General features: G+C 72.3%; 15 protein-coding genes. 10 read left to right on the forward strand and 5 right to left on the reverse strand.

All coding sequences use genetic code 11. The annotated features are described in order from the left end of the window. From ACIQ6R_RS03110 to ACIQ6R_RS03125, 4 genes are read left to right on the forward strand one after another with little or no spacing between them, the layout of a single operon-like run. Complete coding sequence (locus ACIQ6R_RS03110; RefSeq protein ID WP_345630160.1) at positions 1-924, forward strand: ABC transporter permease; 924 nt, start codon at positions 1-3, stop codon at positions 922-924. Beyond that, positions 917-1,906 carry an ABC transporter permease gene (locus tag ACIQ6R_RS03115; RefSeq protein WP_404169902.1) on the forward strand — a complete coding sequence of 330 codons (990 nt, stop codon included), beginning with the start codon at positions 917-919 and terminating at the stop codon, positions 1,904-1,906. Before ACIQ6R_RS03110 ends, ACIQ6R_RS03115 begins: the two co-directional genes overlap by 8 nt. A gap of 8 nt (positions 1,907-1,914) precedes the next feature. Then, entirely contained in the window at positions 1,915-2,898 is a 984-nt protein-coding gene (locus ACIQ6R_RS03120; RefSeq protein ID WP_404218356.1) for an ABC transporter ATP-binding protein, read from the forward strand. Beyond that, entirely contained in the window at positions 2,891-3,970 is a 1,080-nt protein-coding gene (locus ACIQ6R_RS03125) for an ABC transporter ATP-binding protein (protein ID WP_404218358.1), read from the forward strand. The genes ACIQ6R_RS03120 and ACIQ6R_RS03125 overlap by 8 nt, the downstream gene beginning before the upstream one ends. A gap of 128 nt (positions 3,971-4,098) precedes the next feature. On the opposite strand, the gene ACIQ6R_RS03130 is transcribed toward ACIQ6R_RS03125, so the two are convergent. Continuing rightward, complete coding sequence (locus tag ACIQ6R_RS03130; RefSeq protein WP_404218360.1) at positions 4,099-6,213, reverse strand: prolyl oligopeptidase family serine peptidase; 2,115 nt, start codon at positions 6,211-6,213, stop codon at positions 4,099-4,101. A gap of 198 nt (positions 6,214-6,411) precedes the next feature. Between ACIQ6R_RS03130 and ACIQ6R_RS03135 the strand changes: the two genes are divergently transcribed. Then, positions 6,412-6,606 carry a hypothetical protein gene (locus ACIQ6R_RS03135; protein WP_121749054.1) on the forward strand — a complete coding sequence of 65 codons (195 nt, stop codon included), beginning with the start codon at positions 6,412-6,414 and terminating at the stop codon, positions 6,604-6,606. On the opposite strand, the gene ACIQ6R_RS03140 is transcribed toward ACIQ6R_RS03135, so the two are convergent. Together ACIQ6R_RS03140 and ACIQ6R_RS03145 are read right to left on the reverse strand one after the other, a co-directional pair. Next, positions 6,596-6,805 carry a DUF397 domain-containing protein gene (locus ACIQ6R_RS03140; protein WP_404169914.1) on the reverse strand — a complete coding sequence of 70 codons (210 nt, stop codon included), beginning with the start codon at positions 6,803-6,805 and terminating at the stop codon, positions 6,596-6,598. The two genes, ACIQ6R_RS03135 and ACIQ6R_RS03140, sit on opposite strands and share 11 nt — an antisense overlap. After that, complete coding sequence (locus tag ACIQ6R_RS03145) at positions 6,802-7,689, reverse strand: helix-turn-helix domain-containing protein (protein ID WP_404218362.1); 888 nt, start codon at positions 7,687-7,689, stop codon at positions 6,802-6,804. The genes ACIQ6R_RS03140 and ACIQ6R_RS03145 overlap by 4 nt, the downstream gene beginning before the upstream one ends. A 110-nt stretch (positions 7,690-7,799) precedes the next feature. Between ACIQ6R_RS03145 and mshB the strand changes: the two genes are divergently transcribed. The 3 genes from mshB to ACIQ6R_RS03160 all read left to right on the forward strand — a co-directional run bounded on the left by mshB (position 7,800) and on the right by ACIQ6R_RS03160 (position 11,629). Next, positions 7,800-8,696, forward strand: a complete 897-nt coding sequence (mshB, locus tag ACIQ6R_RS03150; protein ID WP_404169920.1) for an N-acetyl-1-D-myo-inositol-2-amino-2-deoxy-alpha-D-glucopyranoside deacetylase — start codon at positions 7,800-7,802, stop codon at positions 8,694-8,696. After that, a complete protein-coding gene (locus ACIQ6R_RS03155; protein ID WP_404218364.1) occupies positions 8,693-9,115 on the forward strand; it encodes a DUF6113 family protein in 423 nt (140 codons plus the stop codon). The genes mshB and ACIQ6R_RS03155 overlap by 4 nt, the downstream gene beginning before the upstream one ends. A 156-nt stretch (positions 9,116-9,271) precedes the next feature. Then, a complete protein-coding gene (locus tag ACIQ6R_RS03160; RefSeq protein WP_404218366.1) occupies positions 9,272-11,629 on the forward strand; it encodes a hypothetical protein in 2,358 nt (785 codons plus the stop codon). Between the two features lie 55 nt (positions 11,630-11,684). Here ACIQ6R_RS03160 and ACIQ6R_RS03165 read toward each other — a convergent pair whose 3' ends face one another. Together ACIQ6R_RS03165 and ACIQ6R_RS03170 are read right to left on the reverse strand one after the other, a co-directional pair. Then, on the reverse strand, positions 11,685-12,557 hold the full coding sequence (locus ACIQ6R_RS03165; RefSeq protein WP_404218368.1) for a tetratricopeptide repeat protein: 873 nt from the start codon (positions 12,555-12,557) through the stop codon (positions 11,685-11,687). A 30-nt stretch (positions 12,558-12,587) separates the two neighbouring features. Beyond that, positions 12,588-13,661: a GNAT family N-acetyltransferase gene (locus ACIQ6R_RS03170; RefSeq protein WP_404218370.1), complete on the reverse strand. Its 1,074-nt coding sequence runs from the start codon at positions 13,659-13,661 to the stop codon at positions 12,588-12,590. Positions 13,662-13,771: 110 nt separating this feature from the next. On the opposite strand from ACIQ6R_RS03170, the gene fdxA reads away from it, so the two are divergent. Further along, a complete protein-coding gene (fdxA, locus tag ACIQ6R_RS03175; RefSeq protein WP_003973842.1) occupies positions 13,772-14,092 on the forward strand; it encodes a ferredoxin in 321 nt (106 codons plus the stop codon). Positions 14,093-14,202: 110 nt separating this feature from the next. After that, positions 14,203-15,300: a bifunctional succinyldiaminopimelate transaminase/glutamate-prephenate aminotransferase gene (locus tag ACIQ6R_RS03180; RefSeq protein ID WP_404169932.1), complete on the forward strand. Its 1,098-nt coding sequence runs from the start codon at positions 14,203-14,205 to the stop codon at positions 15,298-15,300. The last annotated feature ends 58 nt before the right edge of the window (positions 15,301-15,358 follow it).

A 15,358-nucleotide genomic window follows, 5' to 3' on the forward strand; every position in this document is an offset into this window, starting at 1 on the left:
ATGGGACGCTACGTCGTCCGGCGGCTGCTCCAGATGATCCCGGTCTTCATCGGGGCCACGCTGCTGATCTTCCTGATGGTCAACGTGATGGGCGACCCCATCGCGGGCCTGTGCGGCGACCGGGAGTGCGACCCGGCGACGGCCGCGCAGCTGCGGCACGAGTTCGGGCTCGACCAGCCCGTGTGGCAGCAGTACCTGACCTACATGGGCAACGTCTTCACCGGCGACTTCGGCACCGCCTTCAACGGTCAGCCGGTCACCGAGCTGATGGGCACGGCGTTCCCGGTCACCATCCGGCTCACCATCATCGCCATCCTCTTCGAGATCGTCGTCGGCATCGTCCTCGGCGTCGTCACCGGCCTGCGCCGCGGCCGCCCCATCGACACCGGCGTCCTGCTGCTCACCCTCGTCGTCATCTCCGTCCCCACCTTCGTCACCGGCCTGCTGCTCCAGCTGCTGCTCGGCGTCAAGTGGGGCTGGATCGACCCGGCCGTCTCCTCCGAGGCCCCCTTCGGCGAGCTGATCGTCCCCGGCCTGGTCCTCGCCTCGGTCTCCCTGGCGTACGTCACCCGGCTGACCCGTACCTCCATCGCGGAGAACCGGCGCTCCGACTACGTCCGCACCGCCATCGCCAAGGGCCTGCCCCGGCACCGGGTCATCACCCGGCATCTGCTGCGCAACTCGCTGATCCCCGTCGTCACCTTCATCGGCACCGACATCGGCGCCCTGATGGGCGGCGCCATCGTCACCGAGCGGATCTTCAACATCCACGGCGTCGGCTACCAGCTCTACCAGGGCATCCTCCGGCAGAACACGCAGACCGTCGTCGGCTTCGTCACCGTCCTGGTGCTGGTCTTCCTCGTCGCCAACCTCGTCGTCGACCTCCTGTACGCCGTACTCGACCCGAGGATCCGCTATGCCTGAGCAGCAGCCGTACGAGCCGGAGCGCGCGATCGCCGGAACCGGCATGGGCGGGCAGATGGACCTCGGTGCGAGCGAGGCGGTGAGCCTGGAGAAGAGTCCGGGCCCGGACGGCCCGGAGGGCAGCGGCCCACGGGACAAGCCCCGCAGCCTCTGGTCCGACGCCTGGCACGACCTGCGCCGCAACCCGGTCTTCATCATCTCGGCCCTGGTGATCCTCTTCCTGGTCGTCATCTCCATCTGGCCCTCCCTGATCGCCTCCGGCAGCCCCCTCAAGTGCGACCTGGCCAGGGCCCAGGAGGGTTCCCAGTCGGGTCACCCCTTCGGCTTCAACGGCCAGGGCTGCGACGTCTACACCCGCACCGTCTACGGCGCCCGTACGTCGGTGGCGGTCGGCGTCCTCGCCACGCTCGGGGTCGCGGTCCTCGGCAGCGTGCTGGGCGGGCTCGCCGGGTTCTTCGGCGGGGCGGGGGACGCCGTCCTGTCCCGGATCACCGACGTCTTCTTCGCCATCCCGGTCGTCCTCGGCGGCCTGGTCCTGCTCTCCGTCATCACCAGCAACACCGTCTGGCCGGTCATCGGCTTCATCGTGCTGCTCGGCTGGCCGCAGATCTCCCGCATCGCCCGCGGCTCCGTCATCACCGCCAAGCAGAACGACTACGTCCAGGCCGCCCGTGCGCTCGGCGCCTCGAACTCCCGGCTCCTGCTGCGCCACATCGCACCCAACGCCGTCGCCCCGGTCATCGTCGTGGCGACCATCGCGCTCGGCACCTACATCTCCCTGGAGGCGACCCTGTCCTTCCTCGGCGTCGGCCTCAAGCCGCCCAGCGTCTCCTGGGGCATCGACATCTCCGCCGCCGCCCCCTACGTCCGCAACGCCCCGCACGCCCTGCTGTGGCCCTCCGGAGCCCTCGCCATCACCGTCCTCGCGTTCATCATGCTCGGCGACGCGGTGCGCGACGCCCTCGACCCGAAGCTGAGGTGAGCCGCCGCATGCTGCTGGAAGTGCGCGACCTGCACGTGGAGTTCCACACCCGGGACGGCGTCGCCAAGGCCGTCAACGGCGTCAGCTACGGCGTCGACGCGGGGGAGACCCTGGCCGTCCTCGGCGAGTCCGGCTCCGGCAAGTCCGTCACCGCCCAGACGATCATGGGCATCCTCGACGTCCCCCCGGGCCGGATCACCGCGGGGGAGATCCTCTTCGAGGGCCGGGACCTGCTGAAGCTGAAGGAGGAGGAACGCCGGAAGGTCCGCGGCGCCGAGATGGCGATGATCTTCCAGGACGCGCTGTCGTCGCTGAACCCCGTCCTCACCGTCGGCGACCAGCTCGGCGAGATGTTCACCGTGCACCGCGGGATGTCACGCAAGGACGCCCGGACCAAGGCCGTCGAGCTGATGGACCGCGTACGCATCCCGGCGGCGAAGGAGCGGGTGCGGCAGTACCCGCACCAGTTCTCCGGCGGTATGCGCCAGCGCATCATGATCGCCATGGCGATGGCCCTGGAACCGAAGCTGATCATCGCCGACGAGCCGACCACCGCCCTCGACGTCACCGTCCAGGCCCAGGTCATGGACCTGCTCGCGGAACTCCAGCGCGAACTGCACATGGGTCTGATCCTCATCACCCACGACCTGGGCGTGGTCGCCGACGTGGCCGACAAGATCGCCGTCATGTACGCGGGCCGGATCGTGGAGACGGCGCCGGTCCACGACATCTACAAGGCACCCGCCCACCCGTACACGCGCGGCCTGCTGGAGTCGATCCCGCGCCTGGACCAGAAGGGCCAGGAGCTCTACGCCATCAAGGGCCTGCCGCCCAACCTCACCCGCATCCCGCCCGGCTGTGCCTTCCACCCCCGCTGCCCGATGGCCCAGGACGTCTGCCGCACCGACGTACCGCCGCTGTACGACGTGACGGAGTCCGAAGCGGAACGCGGGAGCGCCTGCCACTTCTGGAGGGAGTGCCTGCATGGCTGAGACGACCGAGCCGATCCTCGAAGTCCGCGGTCTCGTCAAGCACTATCCGCTCACCTCCGGCATCCTCTTCAAGAAACAGGTCGGCGCGGTCAAGGCGGTCGACGGCGTCGACTTCCACCTCGACCGCGGCGAGACGCTGGGCATCGTCGGCGAGTCCGGCTGCGGCAAGTCCACGGTCGCCAAGATGCTGGTCAGCCTGGAGAAACCGACGGCCGGTGAGATCCGCTACAAGGGCGAGGACATCACCGAGCTGTCGGGCAAGGCCCTCAAGTCCGTACGCCGCAACATCCAGATGGTCTTCCAGGACCCCTACACCTCCCTCAACCCCCGCATGACCGTCGGCGACATCATCGGGGAGGCGTACGACATCCACCCCGAGGTGGCCCCGAAGGGCGACCGGCGCGGACGGGTGCAGCACCTGCTGGACGTCGTCGGTCTCAACCCGGAGTACATCAACCGCTACCCCCACCAGTTCTCCGGCGGTCAGCGCCAGCGCATCGGCATCGCGCGGGGACTGGCGCTGCGCCCGGAGATCATCGTCGCGGACGAGCCGGTGTCGGCCCTCGACGTGTCCGTCCAGGCGCAGGTGATCAACCTGATGGGCCGGCTCCAGGACGAGTTCGACCTGTCCTACATCTTCATCGCCCACGACCTGTCCATCGTCCGGCACATCTCGGACCGGGTCGGCGTGATGTACCTCGGCCGGATCGTGGAGACCGGCCGCGACGCCGAGATCTACGACCATCCCACGCACCCCTACACCCAGGCGCTGCTGTCCGCCGTGCCGGTGCCCGACCCGGAGGCCCGGGAGCACCGCGAGCGCATCATCCTGGCCGGCGACGTGCCGTCCCCGACCAACATCCCGTCCGGCTGCCGCTTCCGCACCCGCTGCTGGAAGGCGCGGGAGCGCTGCGCCCTGGAGGTACCGGCACTCGCCGTCCCCGCCGAGTTCCGGCACGCGACCGGTCCCGCGGCCCACGACTCGGCGTGCCACTTCGCCGAGGAGAAGCAGGTGGTGCCGACCGAGACGGACGGCGACGGCACCGGGGGGCACGGCAGCGGGCCGGGGTGACATGGCGCTCCCCGGCCCGCTCACGGCACCCGCACGGCCGTACGCTGATCAGCGTCGCGCGTTCGTATATCGGTGCCGCTTCGGTGAAGTTGCCCGCGTGTTAAAGCGGTTGGTGCCTTCGTGTGACGCTATGCCAGCGACCGCTTGAGGAAGTCGACCTGGAGCAGCAGCAGGTTCTCGGCGACCGACTCCTGCGGAGTCATGTGCGTGACGCCGGACAGCGGGAGCACCTCGTGCGGGCGGCCCGCGGCCAGCAGGGCCGAGGACAGGCGCAGGGAGTGGGCGACCGCCACATTGTCGTCCGCGAGTCCGTGGATGATCATCATGGGGCGCCGCGGCTCGGCGGCGCCCACCAGGCCCGCGTCGTCGATCACCGAGTTGCGGCGGTAGACGTCCGGCTGCTCGTCCGGGTGGCCGATGTAGCGCTCCTCGTAGTGGGTGTCGTACAGCCGCAGATCGGTGACCGGGGCGCCCACGACGGCGGCGTGGAAGACGTCCGGACGGCGCAGGGCCGCCAGGGCGGCCAGGTAGCCCCCGAAGGACCAGCCGCGGATGGCGACGCGGTTCAGGTCGAGCGGGAAGTCCGCGGCGAGGGCCTGGAGCGCGTCCACCTGGTCCTGGAGCACGACCGCGGCCACGTCGTCCTTGATGGCCTTCTCCCAGGCGGGGGACCGTCCCGGGGTGCCCCGCCCGTCGGCGACGACGACCGCGAACCCCTGGTCGGCGAACCACTGCGAGGTGAGGTGGGCGTTGTGCGCGGCCACCACGCGCTGACCGTGCGGGCCACCGTACGGGTCCAGGAGCACGGGGAGGGGGGTGTCACCGTGGTAGTCCTTTGGCATAAGCACGGCGCACGGGATGCGGCGTGCGCCCCCTTCGGTGAGCGTCACGCGCGGGGACAAACCGGGGTCTTCGGCGTAAGAGGCGACGGTCGCCAGCGGCTTCCCGTCCCGCAGAACCTGCACCCGGGTGCCTGGCCGGCCGAGCGTCGCGGAGACGAGAACGGTCACGCCTCCGGCGCGCACCGCCGAGTGCACGCCGGGCTCCTGCGAGACGCGCTCCACGCCGAGTTCGTTCACCCGGTACACGTGCACTTCGCCCGTCTCCGGTTCGGCCGCCTCCTCGCCCGCCGACGCGGAAACCAGCACGTCGTCGCCGGAGACGTCCAGCACCGCCCGCAGATGCAACTGGGCACCGGTGAGCGGTCGTTCACCGACCGCCAGGACGCGCGCGCCGCCCTCGTCGGCGATCCGCACGAGCTGCCCGGAGGGGCTCCAGCAGGGCACGCCGGGGAAGAGTTCCAGCCAAATCGGATCTTCGTCGGCGTGCACCATCCGGGTCGCCCCGGACTCGGTGTCCACGGCCAGGAACAACTGGCTGCGCTGGTCGCGCGCCTGTACGAGAAGGAGTGGCGCACCCGCCGCTGACCAGTGCACTCGCGCCAGATACGGATACCGCGCCCGGTCCCAGCGGACCTCCGTGCGCCCCCCGTCCAGCCCGATCACGAACAGCCGCACGTCCGCGTTGGCGGTGCCCGCCGCCGGGTACGGCACGTGGTGTGGATCACGCTCGGGATGGGCCGGGTCGGAGATCCACCACCGGCTGACCGGCGTGTCGTCCACGCGTGCCACCAGCAGCCGGTCCGACTCGGGCCCCCACCAGAAGCCCCGGCTGCGCCCCATCTCCTCGGCGGCGATGAACTCGGCGAGCCCGTGGGTGACGCCCTCCGCGTCCGCCTCGGCCAGCGCCCGGTCCCCGGCCCCCTCGGCACCCACGACCCGCAGGGCGCCCTGGGCGACGTAGGCGATGTGCCGGCCGTCGGGGGAGGGGCGCGGGTCGATCACCGGTCCGGGGGTGGGCAGTTCGCGCGCCGTCCCGGCCCGCAGCTCGGCCGCGAAGAGCCGCCCTGACAAGGCGAAAGAGGCCAGCTCGACGGCCGTGTCGGTGGCGTAGCCGACGATGCCCGCGCCGCCCTCGCGGCTGCGCTCACGCCGCGCCCGCTCCTCGGGCGACAGATGCTCCTCGGCGCCGCCCAGGAGGGCGCGCGGATCGGCGGCGACGCGCTCGCCACCCTCCTCGGTATCGAGGATCCACAGCGCGTTGGCCCGGTCCGTGCCGGTACCGGAGCGCAGGAACGCGACCCGGGACCCGTCGGGTGCCACGGTGAACGAACGCGGCGCGCCGAGCGTGAATCGCTGGGTGCGGGCGTGCCGTTTGGGGAAGGAGTCGGACTCGGTCGTCATGCCTCGACCATATTGGCCATGCGCCCCCTTGTGCGGCCGTGCGCCGAGAGATGCGCGCGCACGGATAGTTATGATCACTAGCGCATAGTGGGTATCAACCAGGTGCCCGCTGCGCGGATTTATCTGCCCCAAGGTGGGACCGCGTCCGACCGCGTCCGACCCTCCCCATGTCCCTGGGCTTATTGGAGGTGAGCCGCCGTGGCACTCTCGATTTCGGCGGTTGTGCTGCTGGCGATCATCGTCTTCCTGCTGGTCAAGAAGTCAGGGTTGAAGGCGGGGCACGCGGTTGTGTGCATGCTCCTCGGCTTCTACCTGGCCTCGTCGACCGTCGCGCCCACGATCAGTGAGCTGACGACGAACCTCGCGGGGATGATCGGGAGCATCAACTTCTGACGGCCGGCCACTGGAAAGTGCCGGACAGGAACGAGGTCCACGCCTCCGGCGCCAGAGCGAGTCGCGGTCCGGCACCGGTGTGCTTGGAGTCGCGGACGTGGACGGCGCCGGGTGCGGTGGCGATCTCGACGCAGGAGTCCCCCTCGCTGCTGCTGCTGTAGCTGCTCTTGAACCACGCCAGGTCGGTTTGGCGGATCATGTCTCCCCCAGCAGTCGCTCGATGAACGCGGCCGACTCACGCGGGGTGAAGGCCTGCGCCCGGATGATGCCATACCGGAGTTCAAGGATACGTAGCTGCTTGGGCTCCGACACGGGTCGGCCGTAGGCCACCACCGGCGAACGTCCCACCATCGAGCCGTCCTGGAACTTCAGCACCTCGATTCCGCCCGCCAGGCCGGCGTGCTCCTCGCGGTCCGTCGGCATCACCTGCAACTCGACGGTCCTCAACTGCCCGACCTCCAGTAGATGCTCCAACTGGCGGCGCAGGTTCGCCCTCCCGCCCAGAGGGCGCCTGAGTGTCCACTCCTCCAGGACGAAGCTGAGTTCGGGCGCCGGGTCCCGCTCGAAGACGGCCTTGCGGGCGACGCGCGCCGCGATGAACCGCTCGACCTCGTCCTTCGAGTAGGCGGGGCGCCGCATCATGAGCAGCCCGCGCGCGTACTCGGGCGTCTGCAGCAGCCCATGGACGTTCAGCGGGTCGTACAGCTGAAGCTCCACCGCCCGCGCTTCCATCTGCGCCAGATCCCGGACCTTCTTCGGGTACCGGACCTTCTTCACGTCCTCCTTCATCGCCGAGAGGAGCCCACCCGCGTCCAGCAGCCGGTCCGCCGCGTCCAGATAGTCGAGCCGGGGGATCCGCTTCCCGCCCTCGACCTTGTAGACCATGTCCTCGCCGTACCCGACCGCCGTCGCGAACTCGGCGGCCCGCATCCCCGCCGCCTCGCGCCGCAGCTTCAGCTGCCTCCCCACCGTGGCGACCACGGCGAGCGCCCAGTCGTCGTTCGGGTCCACCTCCCACCCGGGCTCGTCCGCCTGCTCCGTCCCGTCCCCGAGCCGTACCGTCGCCTCGTCGTCCACCGACATGTCGCGCCCCTCCGTACTCCCGTGCCGCACAGCCACGCCTTACCCGGGGCAACGCCGCCGACCGCCCGGACGGCACTGGACAAGCTCTGGACAGTCATAGGGTGGAGCCCATGACGGAACTCCCCGGCCGGCGTCTGCTGCTGGTGCACGCGCACCCGGACGACGAGTCGATCAACAACGGTGTCACCATGGCCAGGTACGCCGCCGAAGGCGCCCACGTGACGCTGGTGACCTGCACACTCGGTGAGCGGGGCGAGGTCATCCCGCCCGAGCTCGGGCACCTGACCGGAGCCGCACTGGGCGGGCACCGCAGGGGCGAGCTGGCGGCCGCGATGCGCGCGCTCGGCGTCGACGACTTCCGGCTGCTCGGCGGGCCGGGGCGGTTCGCCGACTCCGGGATGATGGGTCTGCCCGACAACGACGACCCCGGCTGCCTGTGGCAGGCGGACGTCGACCGGGCCGCCGAACTCCTCGTCGAGGTGATCCGCGAGGTGCGCCCCCAGGTGCTCGTCACCTACGACCCCGACGGCGGCTACGGCCACCCCGACCACATCCAGGCCCACCGCATCGCCATGCGGGCGGTGGAGCTGGCCGCCGATGCGGGCTGCCCGGTCGCCAAGGTCTACTGGAACCGCGTCCCGCGCACCGTCGCCGAGGACGCCTTCGCCCGCCTCCGCGACGATCTGCCCGGCCTGCCCTTCGAGAAGGCGGCCGGCGTCGAGGACGTACCGGGCGTCGTCGACGACGGGCGGATCACCACCGAGATCCGCGGCGAGGGCGGCGCGAACGCCGCCAAGGCCGCGGCCATGCGCGCGCACGTCACGCAGATCACCGTCGCCGAGCCGTACTTCGTCCTCTCCAACGAGCTGGCCCAGCCCCTCTTCACCACCGAGTACTACGAGCTGGTGCGCGGGGAGCGGTCCGGGGACGGGGACGGACGCGAAAGCGATCTCTTCGCCGGCATCGACGGGATCACCGGGATCGCCGGCATCGAGGTGGCGTCATGAGCAGGCGTACCGAGCCGACGACCTCCGCCCTGGCCCAGCCGCTGCGCGCGCCCTCGCTCGGGCGGGCCGCCCTCTACCTGGGGCTCTTCGTGCTCGGCGCCCTGGTCGGGGTGGCGGGCGCGCTGGTGCAGCCGGGGTGGTTCCCGGGCGGGCTGCTGCTCGCGCTGGCCGCCGAGGCGGGGCTCTGCGTCGGAGCGGGGCGGGCCGTGGGCCGCCGGGGCGGGGCCGTCGCGCCCGCCGCGGGCTGGGCGCTCGCTGTGGTCCTGCTCACGACCAGCCGTCCCGAGGGCGACTTCCTCTTCGCGGCCGGCAGCGGCTCGTACCTCTTCCTGCTCGGCGGGATCGCCGTCGCTGTGATGTGTGCCACCCTCGCGCCGGTGCGGCAACCGGACGGCGACGCCGTCCGACTTGGCAAGTGACGTACTACTTCGCCGTGGTCCGGGCGTGCGAGTCCGGTGTGGGTTTCCCCAGCGGTCACGGGATACGCGCGAGAAGTGGCCAGTATGGTGGTGCGCGCCGCCGAGCCGCCCGCTTTCTGGTGTGCCGGGCGGCGGAGCCAACCGGGAGAACCTGCCTTGAGTCGTGAAACTGACAGTTCGTCCTCCGGGCCCCACGGGCGCGGCGGAGCCGCATACCCGTCGGGCACCCCGCCCTACGGGACACCCACGGCTTCCGACGCCGGTGCGGACGCGGGCCGTTCGGCCTCGCGGCCGGAGGAGCGCAAGACCGAGACGACGCTGACGACCCGAATCCGGATCAACATCCCCGGGTCGCGGCCCATCCCGCCGGTCGTCGTGCGCAAGCCCGTCGCGGAGGCCGAGGGCGCCGGCGGTGACCCGGAGACGACGGCCGAGCGGCCCGCGCCCACGTCGGCACCGACCGCCGCGGAGCCCTCGGGCGCCGAGGAGCCCCCCGCCGAGCCGGGGCAGTCCGCCCGGCCGACCGAGGACAAGCCGACCAGCGACTGGTTCGCGCCGCGCAAGTCCGGCCCGGGCAAGGGCGCTCAGGGTGGCGGCTCCACCAACGGCGCCGGTCTGCCCGGCGGTTCCGGTGCGGCGGCCGGTACGCCGGGCGCACCCTCCGCGGGCCCCGCGGGACCGGGTGCCGGTGCTTCCGGTACCGGTGCGCGACCGGGCGGCGGGAGCGGCCGTCCCGGCGGCGTCGTCGGCTCGATGAACGTGCCGGGCGGCTCCCGGCCCGGCACCACGGGCGGCGCCGGTCTCTCCGGCGCGACGGGCGGACCCGTGGCGCCCGGCCACGGTGGCGGCACCGGCTCCTTCGACGTGACCGAGGCACTGGCGGCCGGACCGCTGGGCAACGGCAACGGCAACGGCGCTCGCCCGGGCGCCGACGGCGGCGCCGGACCGCGCCGCGACGACCTGGCGTACTTCCCGGAGAACGGGCAGGGCAACCAGGGCCCCGGCCCCCGCGGCGGACAGAGCGGCCCGAACGGGCAGTCCCCGTACGGCGGCACCCAGGGACCCGCGGGCGCGACGAGCGGCCCGGTCACCGGGGACAGCCGGCTGACGCCGCCCCCGGTCGGCGACATCGGTGATCTGGGCCGGCCCAGGACGCCCGGCGGCCCCGGCGCGCCCAACGGCCAGCGCGGACCCGCACCGAACGGTCCGGGTGGCCCGGGTGGTCCCGGCGGTCCTGGGGGTCCCGGTGGTCCGGGCAGCCCGCAGGGCCTCGGCACCAGTACCGGCCCCGGCGCCGAGGCCGCCCGCCCCGGCCCGGGTGGCGGGCTCAGCGACGACACCGCGATCCTCACCCCGCAGAAGCCGGCCCCCGAGCCGGGCAGCCCCGGCTACGGCAACCCGGACAACGTCTCCGGGAACACCGTCACCAGCGGCATCCCCGTCGTGCCGACCGACCGGAACGCGCCCCCGTTCCAGGGCCCGCCCGGCGACGGACCGCTGCCGCACACCCCCCCGAAGCTGCCCGAGCCGGTCTCCGCGCCCCCGGCGAGCTCCGCCAAGCCGGCCAAGAAGAAGGGCCGCAAGAAGCTCCCGCTGCTCGTCGGCGGCCTGGTCTTCGTCGCCGGTGTCGCCTACGGCGCAGGCCTGCTCATGAACCGCTCGGACGTGCCGAAGGGCACCACCGTCCTCGGCGTCGACATCGGCGGCGGCACGCGCGACGACGCCGTCGAGAAGCTGGACGACGTCCTCTCCGCCCGCGCGAGCAAGCCGCTCAAGCTCACGGTGGGCGGCGAGACGGTCTCCCTGAAGCCGGATCAGGCGGGGCTCCAGCTCGACACGCAGGCCACGGCCAGCGCGGCGGCGAAGAGCGACTACAACCCGGTGTCCGTGTTCGGCTCCCTCCTCGGCCGGCAGCGTGTCGTCGACCCGGTCATGCCCGTCGACGAGGAGAAGCTGCACGCCGCCCTGGAGGACGCCGCCGGCGGGGCCGGATCGGTGACCGAGGGCACGATCAGGTTCGAGTCCGGCAAGGCCGTCCCCGTGTACGGCAAGGCCGGCAAGGGCATCGACGTCGCCAAGTCGACCGAGGCCGTGCAGGAGGCCTACCGCGCCCAGGTGGAGACCGGCACCGCCACGCCGGTGAACGTACCGACCACCACCCAGCAGCCCACGGTCTCCAAGGCCGAGGTCGACCGGATGATGAAGGAGTTCGCCGAGCCGGCGATGTCGGCGAAGGTGACCGTGCAGGCCGAGGGCGCGCCCCCCGTTCCGATGAGCCCGGAGAAGTCGCTGTGGAAGTTCCTCGGGGTCACGGCCGTCAACGGCAAGCTGGTCGACAAGCCCGACCTGAAGGCCCTCAAGGACCTCTACGGCGGGGCGTTCGACGGCGTGCTCATCACCCGCGCCAACGGTGAGAAGACGCCCGTCACCCCCGAGGACGTCTACGCCGCCCTGCGTCAGGCCCTGAAGAGCAAGACCGACCGCGTGGCGGTCATCGAGACCGACCCCAGCTGACGACGCCACTCCACGAGGGGGCGCCCGGCACTCGCCGGGCGCCCCCTTCGCGTCCTCAGTTGAGCATGGCGCGAGCCGCCCGCGCCTCCCCCCGCACCTGCTCGGCGACCGCCTCGTCCACCGCCCCCACGACCTCCGCGTACGCCTCCAACTCCCCGGCTCCCGCCGAGAACTCCCCGCGCTGCACCAGCAGCCGAGCCCGCTCGTAGCGCAGCCGCGCCGGGTGCGCGGGCAGCAGCAACGCCAGCTCGATCGCCCACAGCCCGACATCCGACCGCTCCGGCCGGGCCGCCGCCCACGCCCGGATGTTGTTCAGGATGCGCGACACCACCTCCAACGGCGCCGCGGGCTCCAGCATCGACGGATGCAGGGCGTCCCCCGTCGCCCCCGCCACCAGCACCTCCGCGTCGTTCCCGCCGAGCACCCGGCCTCCGTCGAACGGATCGGCGAGCACCCGCTCCTCCGCCGGCCCGAACTCCGCCCCGAACCCGACCACGAAGTGCCCCGGCAGCGCGACCCCGTACACCGGCGCCCCCGCCCGCCGGGCCACCTCCAGCCACACCACCGACAGCATGATCGGCAGCCCGCGCCGGCGCCGCAGCACCTCGTGCAGCAACGACGACTCCAGCCGCTGGTAGTCCGCGGCGGTCCCCTGGAACCCGTACCGCTCGCCGAGCAGGTCCCGCAGCGCCGCCGCCCAGGCCCGCGGCGCGCCCGGCCGGAACGGCAGCTCCCCGGCCAGCCGGTCGAGCTCCATCTGCGCGGCGTCCAGACCCGCCTCGTCCAGCGTCCCGTCCGCCTCCGCGCCCACCAGCAGGCACAGCGTGGCCAGGTCGGGCCGCTCGGAGCGTGCCTCTTCGGCGAACCGGCGCCGCACTTCGGCGGAGCGTTCCGGTGACGGCGGACGCGGGGGACGTGGGTGACGCATAGCTGGCTCGTGCCCTTTCACGGCGATCGGTTACCGGTCCGTGCCGGCGCTCGCGGGCTCCCGGTAGTGGTGGTACGCGTGATGCGCCGCGAAGCCCATCCCCGCGTACAGCGCCCGCGCGCCCGCGTTGTCCGTCTCGACCTGGAGCCACGCCGCCGACGCGCCCTCGTCGAGCGCCCGCCGGGCCAGCGCCGCCATCACGGCGGTGGCGAGCCCCCGGCGACGCTGCGCGGGGTCGACCTCGACGGCCGCGAAGGAGGCCCACCGCCCGTCCACGACACACCGCCCGATCGCCGCCGGGGCGTCCGCACCGGGCACCGTCGCGAACCACACCGACGGCCCTCCGCCACGCTCGGCTTCGCTCGCGCGGGGGGACCCCCGGCCCAGTACCCGCAGGGCCACCTCGCTCACGCCCTTGCGCTGGTACCGCGCCAGCCACGCCTCGTCCGCCTCCCGGGACAGGACCACGCCGGCCCCCTCCGACAGGTCGGCGACCGGCGCCAGCCCGCCGGTCCACACCTCGGCCGTCACCTCCCGTACCCAGCCCCGCCGCTCCAGCTCCGCGCACAGGGACTCCTGCGTGCCCTCGGCCCCGGTGGCGGTCTGGACGTACGCGGGCAGGCCCCGTTCGGCGTACCAGCGCCGTACGGCGGTCAGCGCCTCGTCGAGGGGCCGCCCCGGATCGCCGAGCGGGAGCACGGAGTTGGCCCGCCGCGTGAACCCGGCGGCCGCCCGCAGCTCCCACTCACCGAGCCGCTCGCTCTCCACCGGCCGCCAGGCCCGTGCGGCGACCCGCGCCAGCTCCTCGTACGAGGCGGCGGGACCGCGCCGCCGCGCGGGCGCCGACGGCACGACCTTGCCCGCGACCAGCGCGGACTCCGGGACACGGACGGACTCGCCACTCTTTCGTGTGATCAGCAGCACACCGTCGTCCCATGATGTGAGAACACCGACCGTGTCGGTGAACTTCTCACCCGCGACACCCGGTTCGCTCAAGCGCCGCACGGACACTCGTTTGCCCACGTCAGCAGTGGTGATACGGACCTCAAGGCGTCCTGCGGCAGAGAATTCCACGGGTCGGTTCACCCCTCCTGTTCGGATCATGCCCAAGAACGGAGATACTAGGGGCGGGCATCGACGACGCCGCGCTCCCGCGCGCCAGGCGGCGGAGCCTGAGGAGGCCCGCCAGCGCCCTATCGAGGAGGAACGACAGCGTGACCTACGTCATCGCGCAGCCTTGTGTCGACGTGAAGGACAAGGCGTGCATCGAGGAGTGCCCGGTCGACTGCATCTACGAGGGCCAGCGGTCCTTGTACATCCACCCGGACGAATGCGTCGACTGTGGTGCCTGTGAGCCGGTCTGCCCGGTCGAGGCGATCTTCTACGAGGACGACACTCCGGAGGAGTGGAAGGACTACTACAAGGCGAACGTCGAGTTCTTCGACGAGCTCGGCTCGCCCGGCGGCGCCAGCAAGCTGGGACTGATCGAGCGCGACCACCCCTTCGTCGCCGCGCTGCCGCCGCAGAACCAGTAAGAGCGGCCGCACCCGCGCCGCCTCGGTCCCGTACGGCCTGATCACCACGATCGGTGCGGTACGGGACCGAGGCGTTTGCCGTAGGACGAAGACGAAAGAGAGCCACCATCGTGTCCGCAGTCTCCGACCGGCTTCCCACCTTCCCCTGGGACAAGCTGGAGCCGTACAAGAAGACGGCCGCCGCGCACCCGGACGGCATCGTCGACCTCTCCGTCGGCACCCCGGTCGACCCGGTCCCCGAGCTGATCCAGAAGGCCCTGACCGACGCGGCGGACTCTCCGGGCTACCCGACCGTCTGGGGCACCCCGGCACTGCGCGACGCGATCACCGGCTGGGTCGAGCGCCGCCTCGGCGCCCGCGACGTCACCCACCGCCACGTCCTGCCCATCGTCGGCTCCAAGGAACTCGTCGCCTGGCTCCCGACCCAGCTGGGCCTCGGCCCCGGCGACCGGGTGGCGTTCCCGCGCCTGGCCTACCCGACGTACGAGGTCGGCGCGCGCCTGGCCCGCGCCGAGTACGAGGCATACGACGACCCGACGGACCTGGACCCGGCGGGCCTGAAGCTCCTCTGGCTCAACTCCCCGTCCAACCCCACCGGCAGGGTCCTGTCGAAGGCGGACCTGACCCGAATCGTGGCCTGGGCCCGCGCGCACGGCATCCTCGTCGTCTCCGACGAGTGCTACCTGGAGCTGGGCTGGGAGGCCGACCCGGTCTCCGTCCTGCACCCGGACGTCAACGGCGGCTCGTACGACGGCCTGGTGGCCGTCCACTCGCTCTCCAAGCGCTCCAACCTCGCCGGCTACCGCGCGGCCTTCCTGGCGGGCGACCCGGCCGTCCTGGGGCCCCTCCTGGAGATCCGCAAGCACGGCGGCATGATGACGTCCGCGCCGACCCAGGCGGCCGTGGTGGCGGCCCTCGGCGACGACGAGCACGTCCGCGTGCAGCGCGAGCGCTACGCGGCCCGCCGCACGGCCCTGCGCGAGGCGCTCCTCGGTCACGGCTTCCGCATCGAGCACAGCGAGGCCAGCCTCTACCTCTGGGCCACCCGCGACGAGTCCTGCTGGGACACGGTGGCCCATCTGGCCGAGCGCGGCATCCTGGTGGCTCCCGGCGACTTCTACGGTCCGGCGGGCGAGAACTTCATCCGCGTCGCCTTCACGGCCACGGACGAGCGCGTCCGCGCGGCGGTGTCGCGCCTGACGGCCTGACGGGCCGGTTCGACGCGGGCACGCAGAACGCCGGGGCCCAGGAGAGGAATCCTGGGCC

Origin of the sequence: Streptomyces sp. NPDC096048 (genome assembly GCF_044763415.1) — a bacterium.
Taxonomy (GTDB): Bacteria; Actinomycetota; Actinomycetes; order Streptomycetales; family Streptomycetaceae; genus Streptomyces.

Bases quoted from the DNA above. Each gene is read 5' to 3' on its own strand.
- ACIQ6R_RS03110 (WP_345630160.1), top strand. From the start codon at position 1: ATGGGACGCTACGTCGTCCGGCGGCTGCTCCAGATGATCCCGGTCTTC.
- ACIQ6R_RS03115 (WP_404169902.1), top strand. From the start codon at position 917: ATGCCTGAGCAGCAGCCGTACGAGCCGGAGCGCGCGATCGCCGGAACC.
- ACIQ6R_RS03120 (WP_404218356.1), top strand. From the start codon at position 1,915: ATGCTGCTGGAAGTGCGCGACCTGCACGTGGAGTTCCACACCCGGGAC.
- ACIQ6R_RS03125 (WP_404218358.1), top strand. From the start codon at position 2,891: ATGGCTGAGACGACCGAGCCGATCCTCGAAGTCCGCGGTCTCGTCAAG.
- ACIQ6R_RS03130 (WP_404218360.1), bottom strand. From the start codon at position 6,213: ATGACGACCGAGTCCGACTCCTTCCCCAAACGGCACGCCCGCACCCAG.
- ACIQ6R_RS03140 (WP_404169914.1), bottom strand. From the start codon at position 6,805: ATGATCCGCCAAACCGACCTGGCGTGGTTCAAGAGCAGCTACAGCAGC.
- ACIQ6R_RS03145 (WP_404218362.1), bottom strand. From the start codon at position 7,689: ATGTCGGTGGACGACGAGGCGACGGTACGGCTCGGGGACGGGACGGAG.
- mshB (WP_404169920.1), top strand. From the start codon at position 7,800: ATGACGGAACTCCCCGGCCGGCGTCTGCTGCTGGTGCACGCGCACCCG.
- ACIQ6R_RS03155 (WP_404218364.1), top strand. From the start codon at position 8,693: ATGAGCAGGCGTACCGAGCCGACGACCTCCGCCCTGGCCCAGCCGCTG.
- ACIQ6R_RS03165 (WP_404218368.1), bottom strand. From the start codon at position 12,557: ATGCGTCACCCACGTCCCCCGCGTCCGCCGTCACCGGAACGCTCCGCC.
- ACIQ6R_RS03170 (WP_404218370.1), bottom strand. From the start codon at position 13,661: ATGATCCGAACAGGAGGGGTGAACCGACCCGTGGAATTCTCTGCCGCA.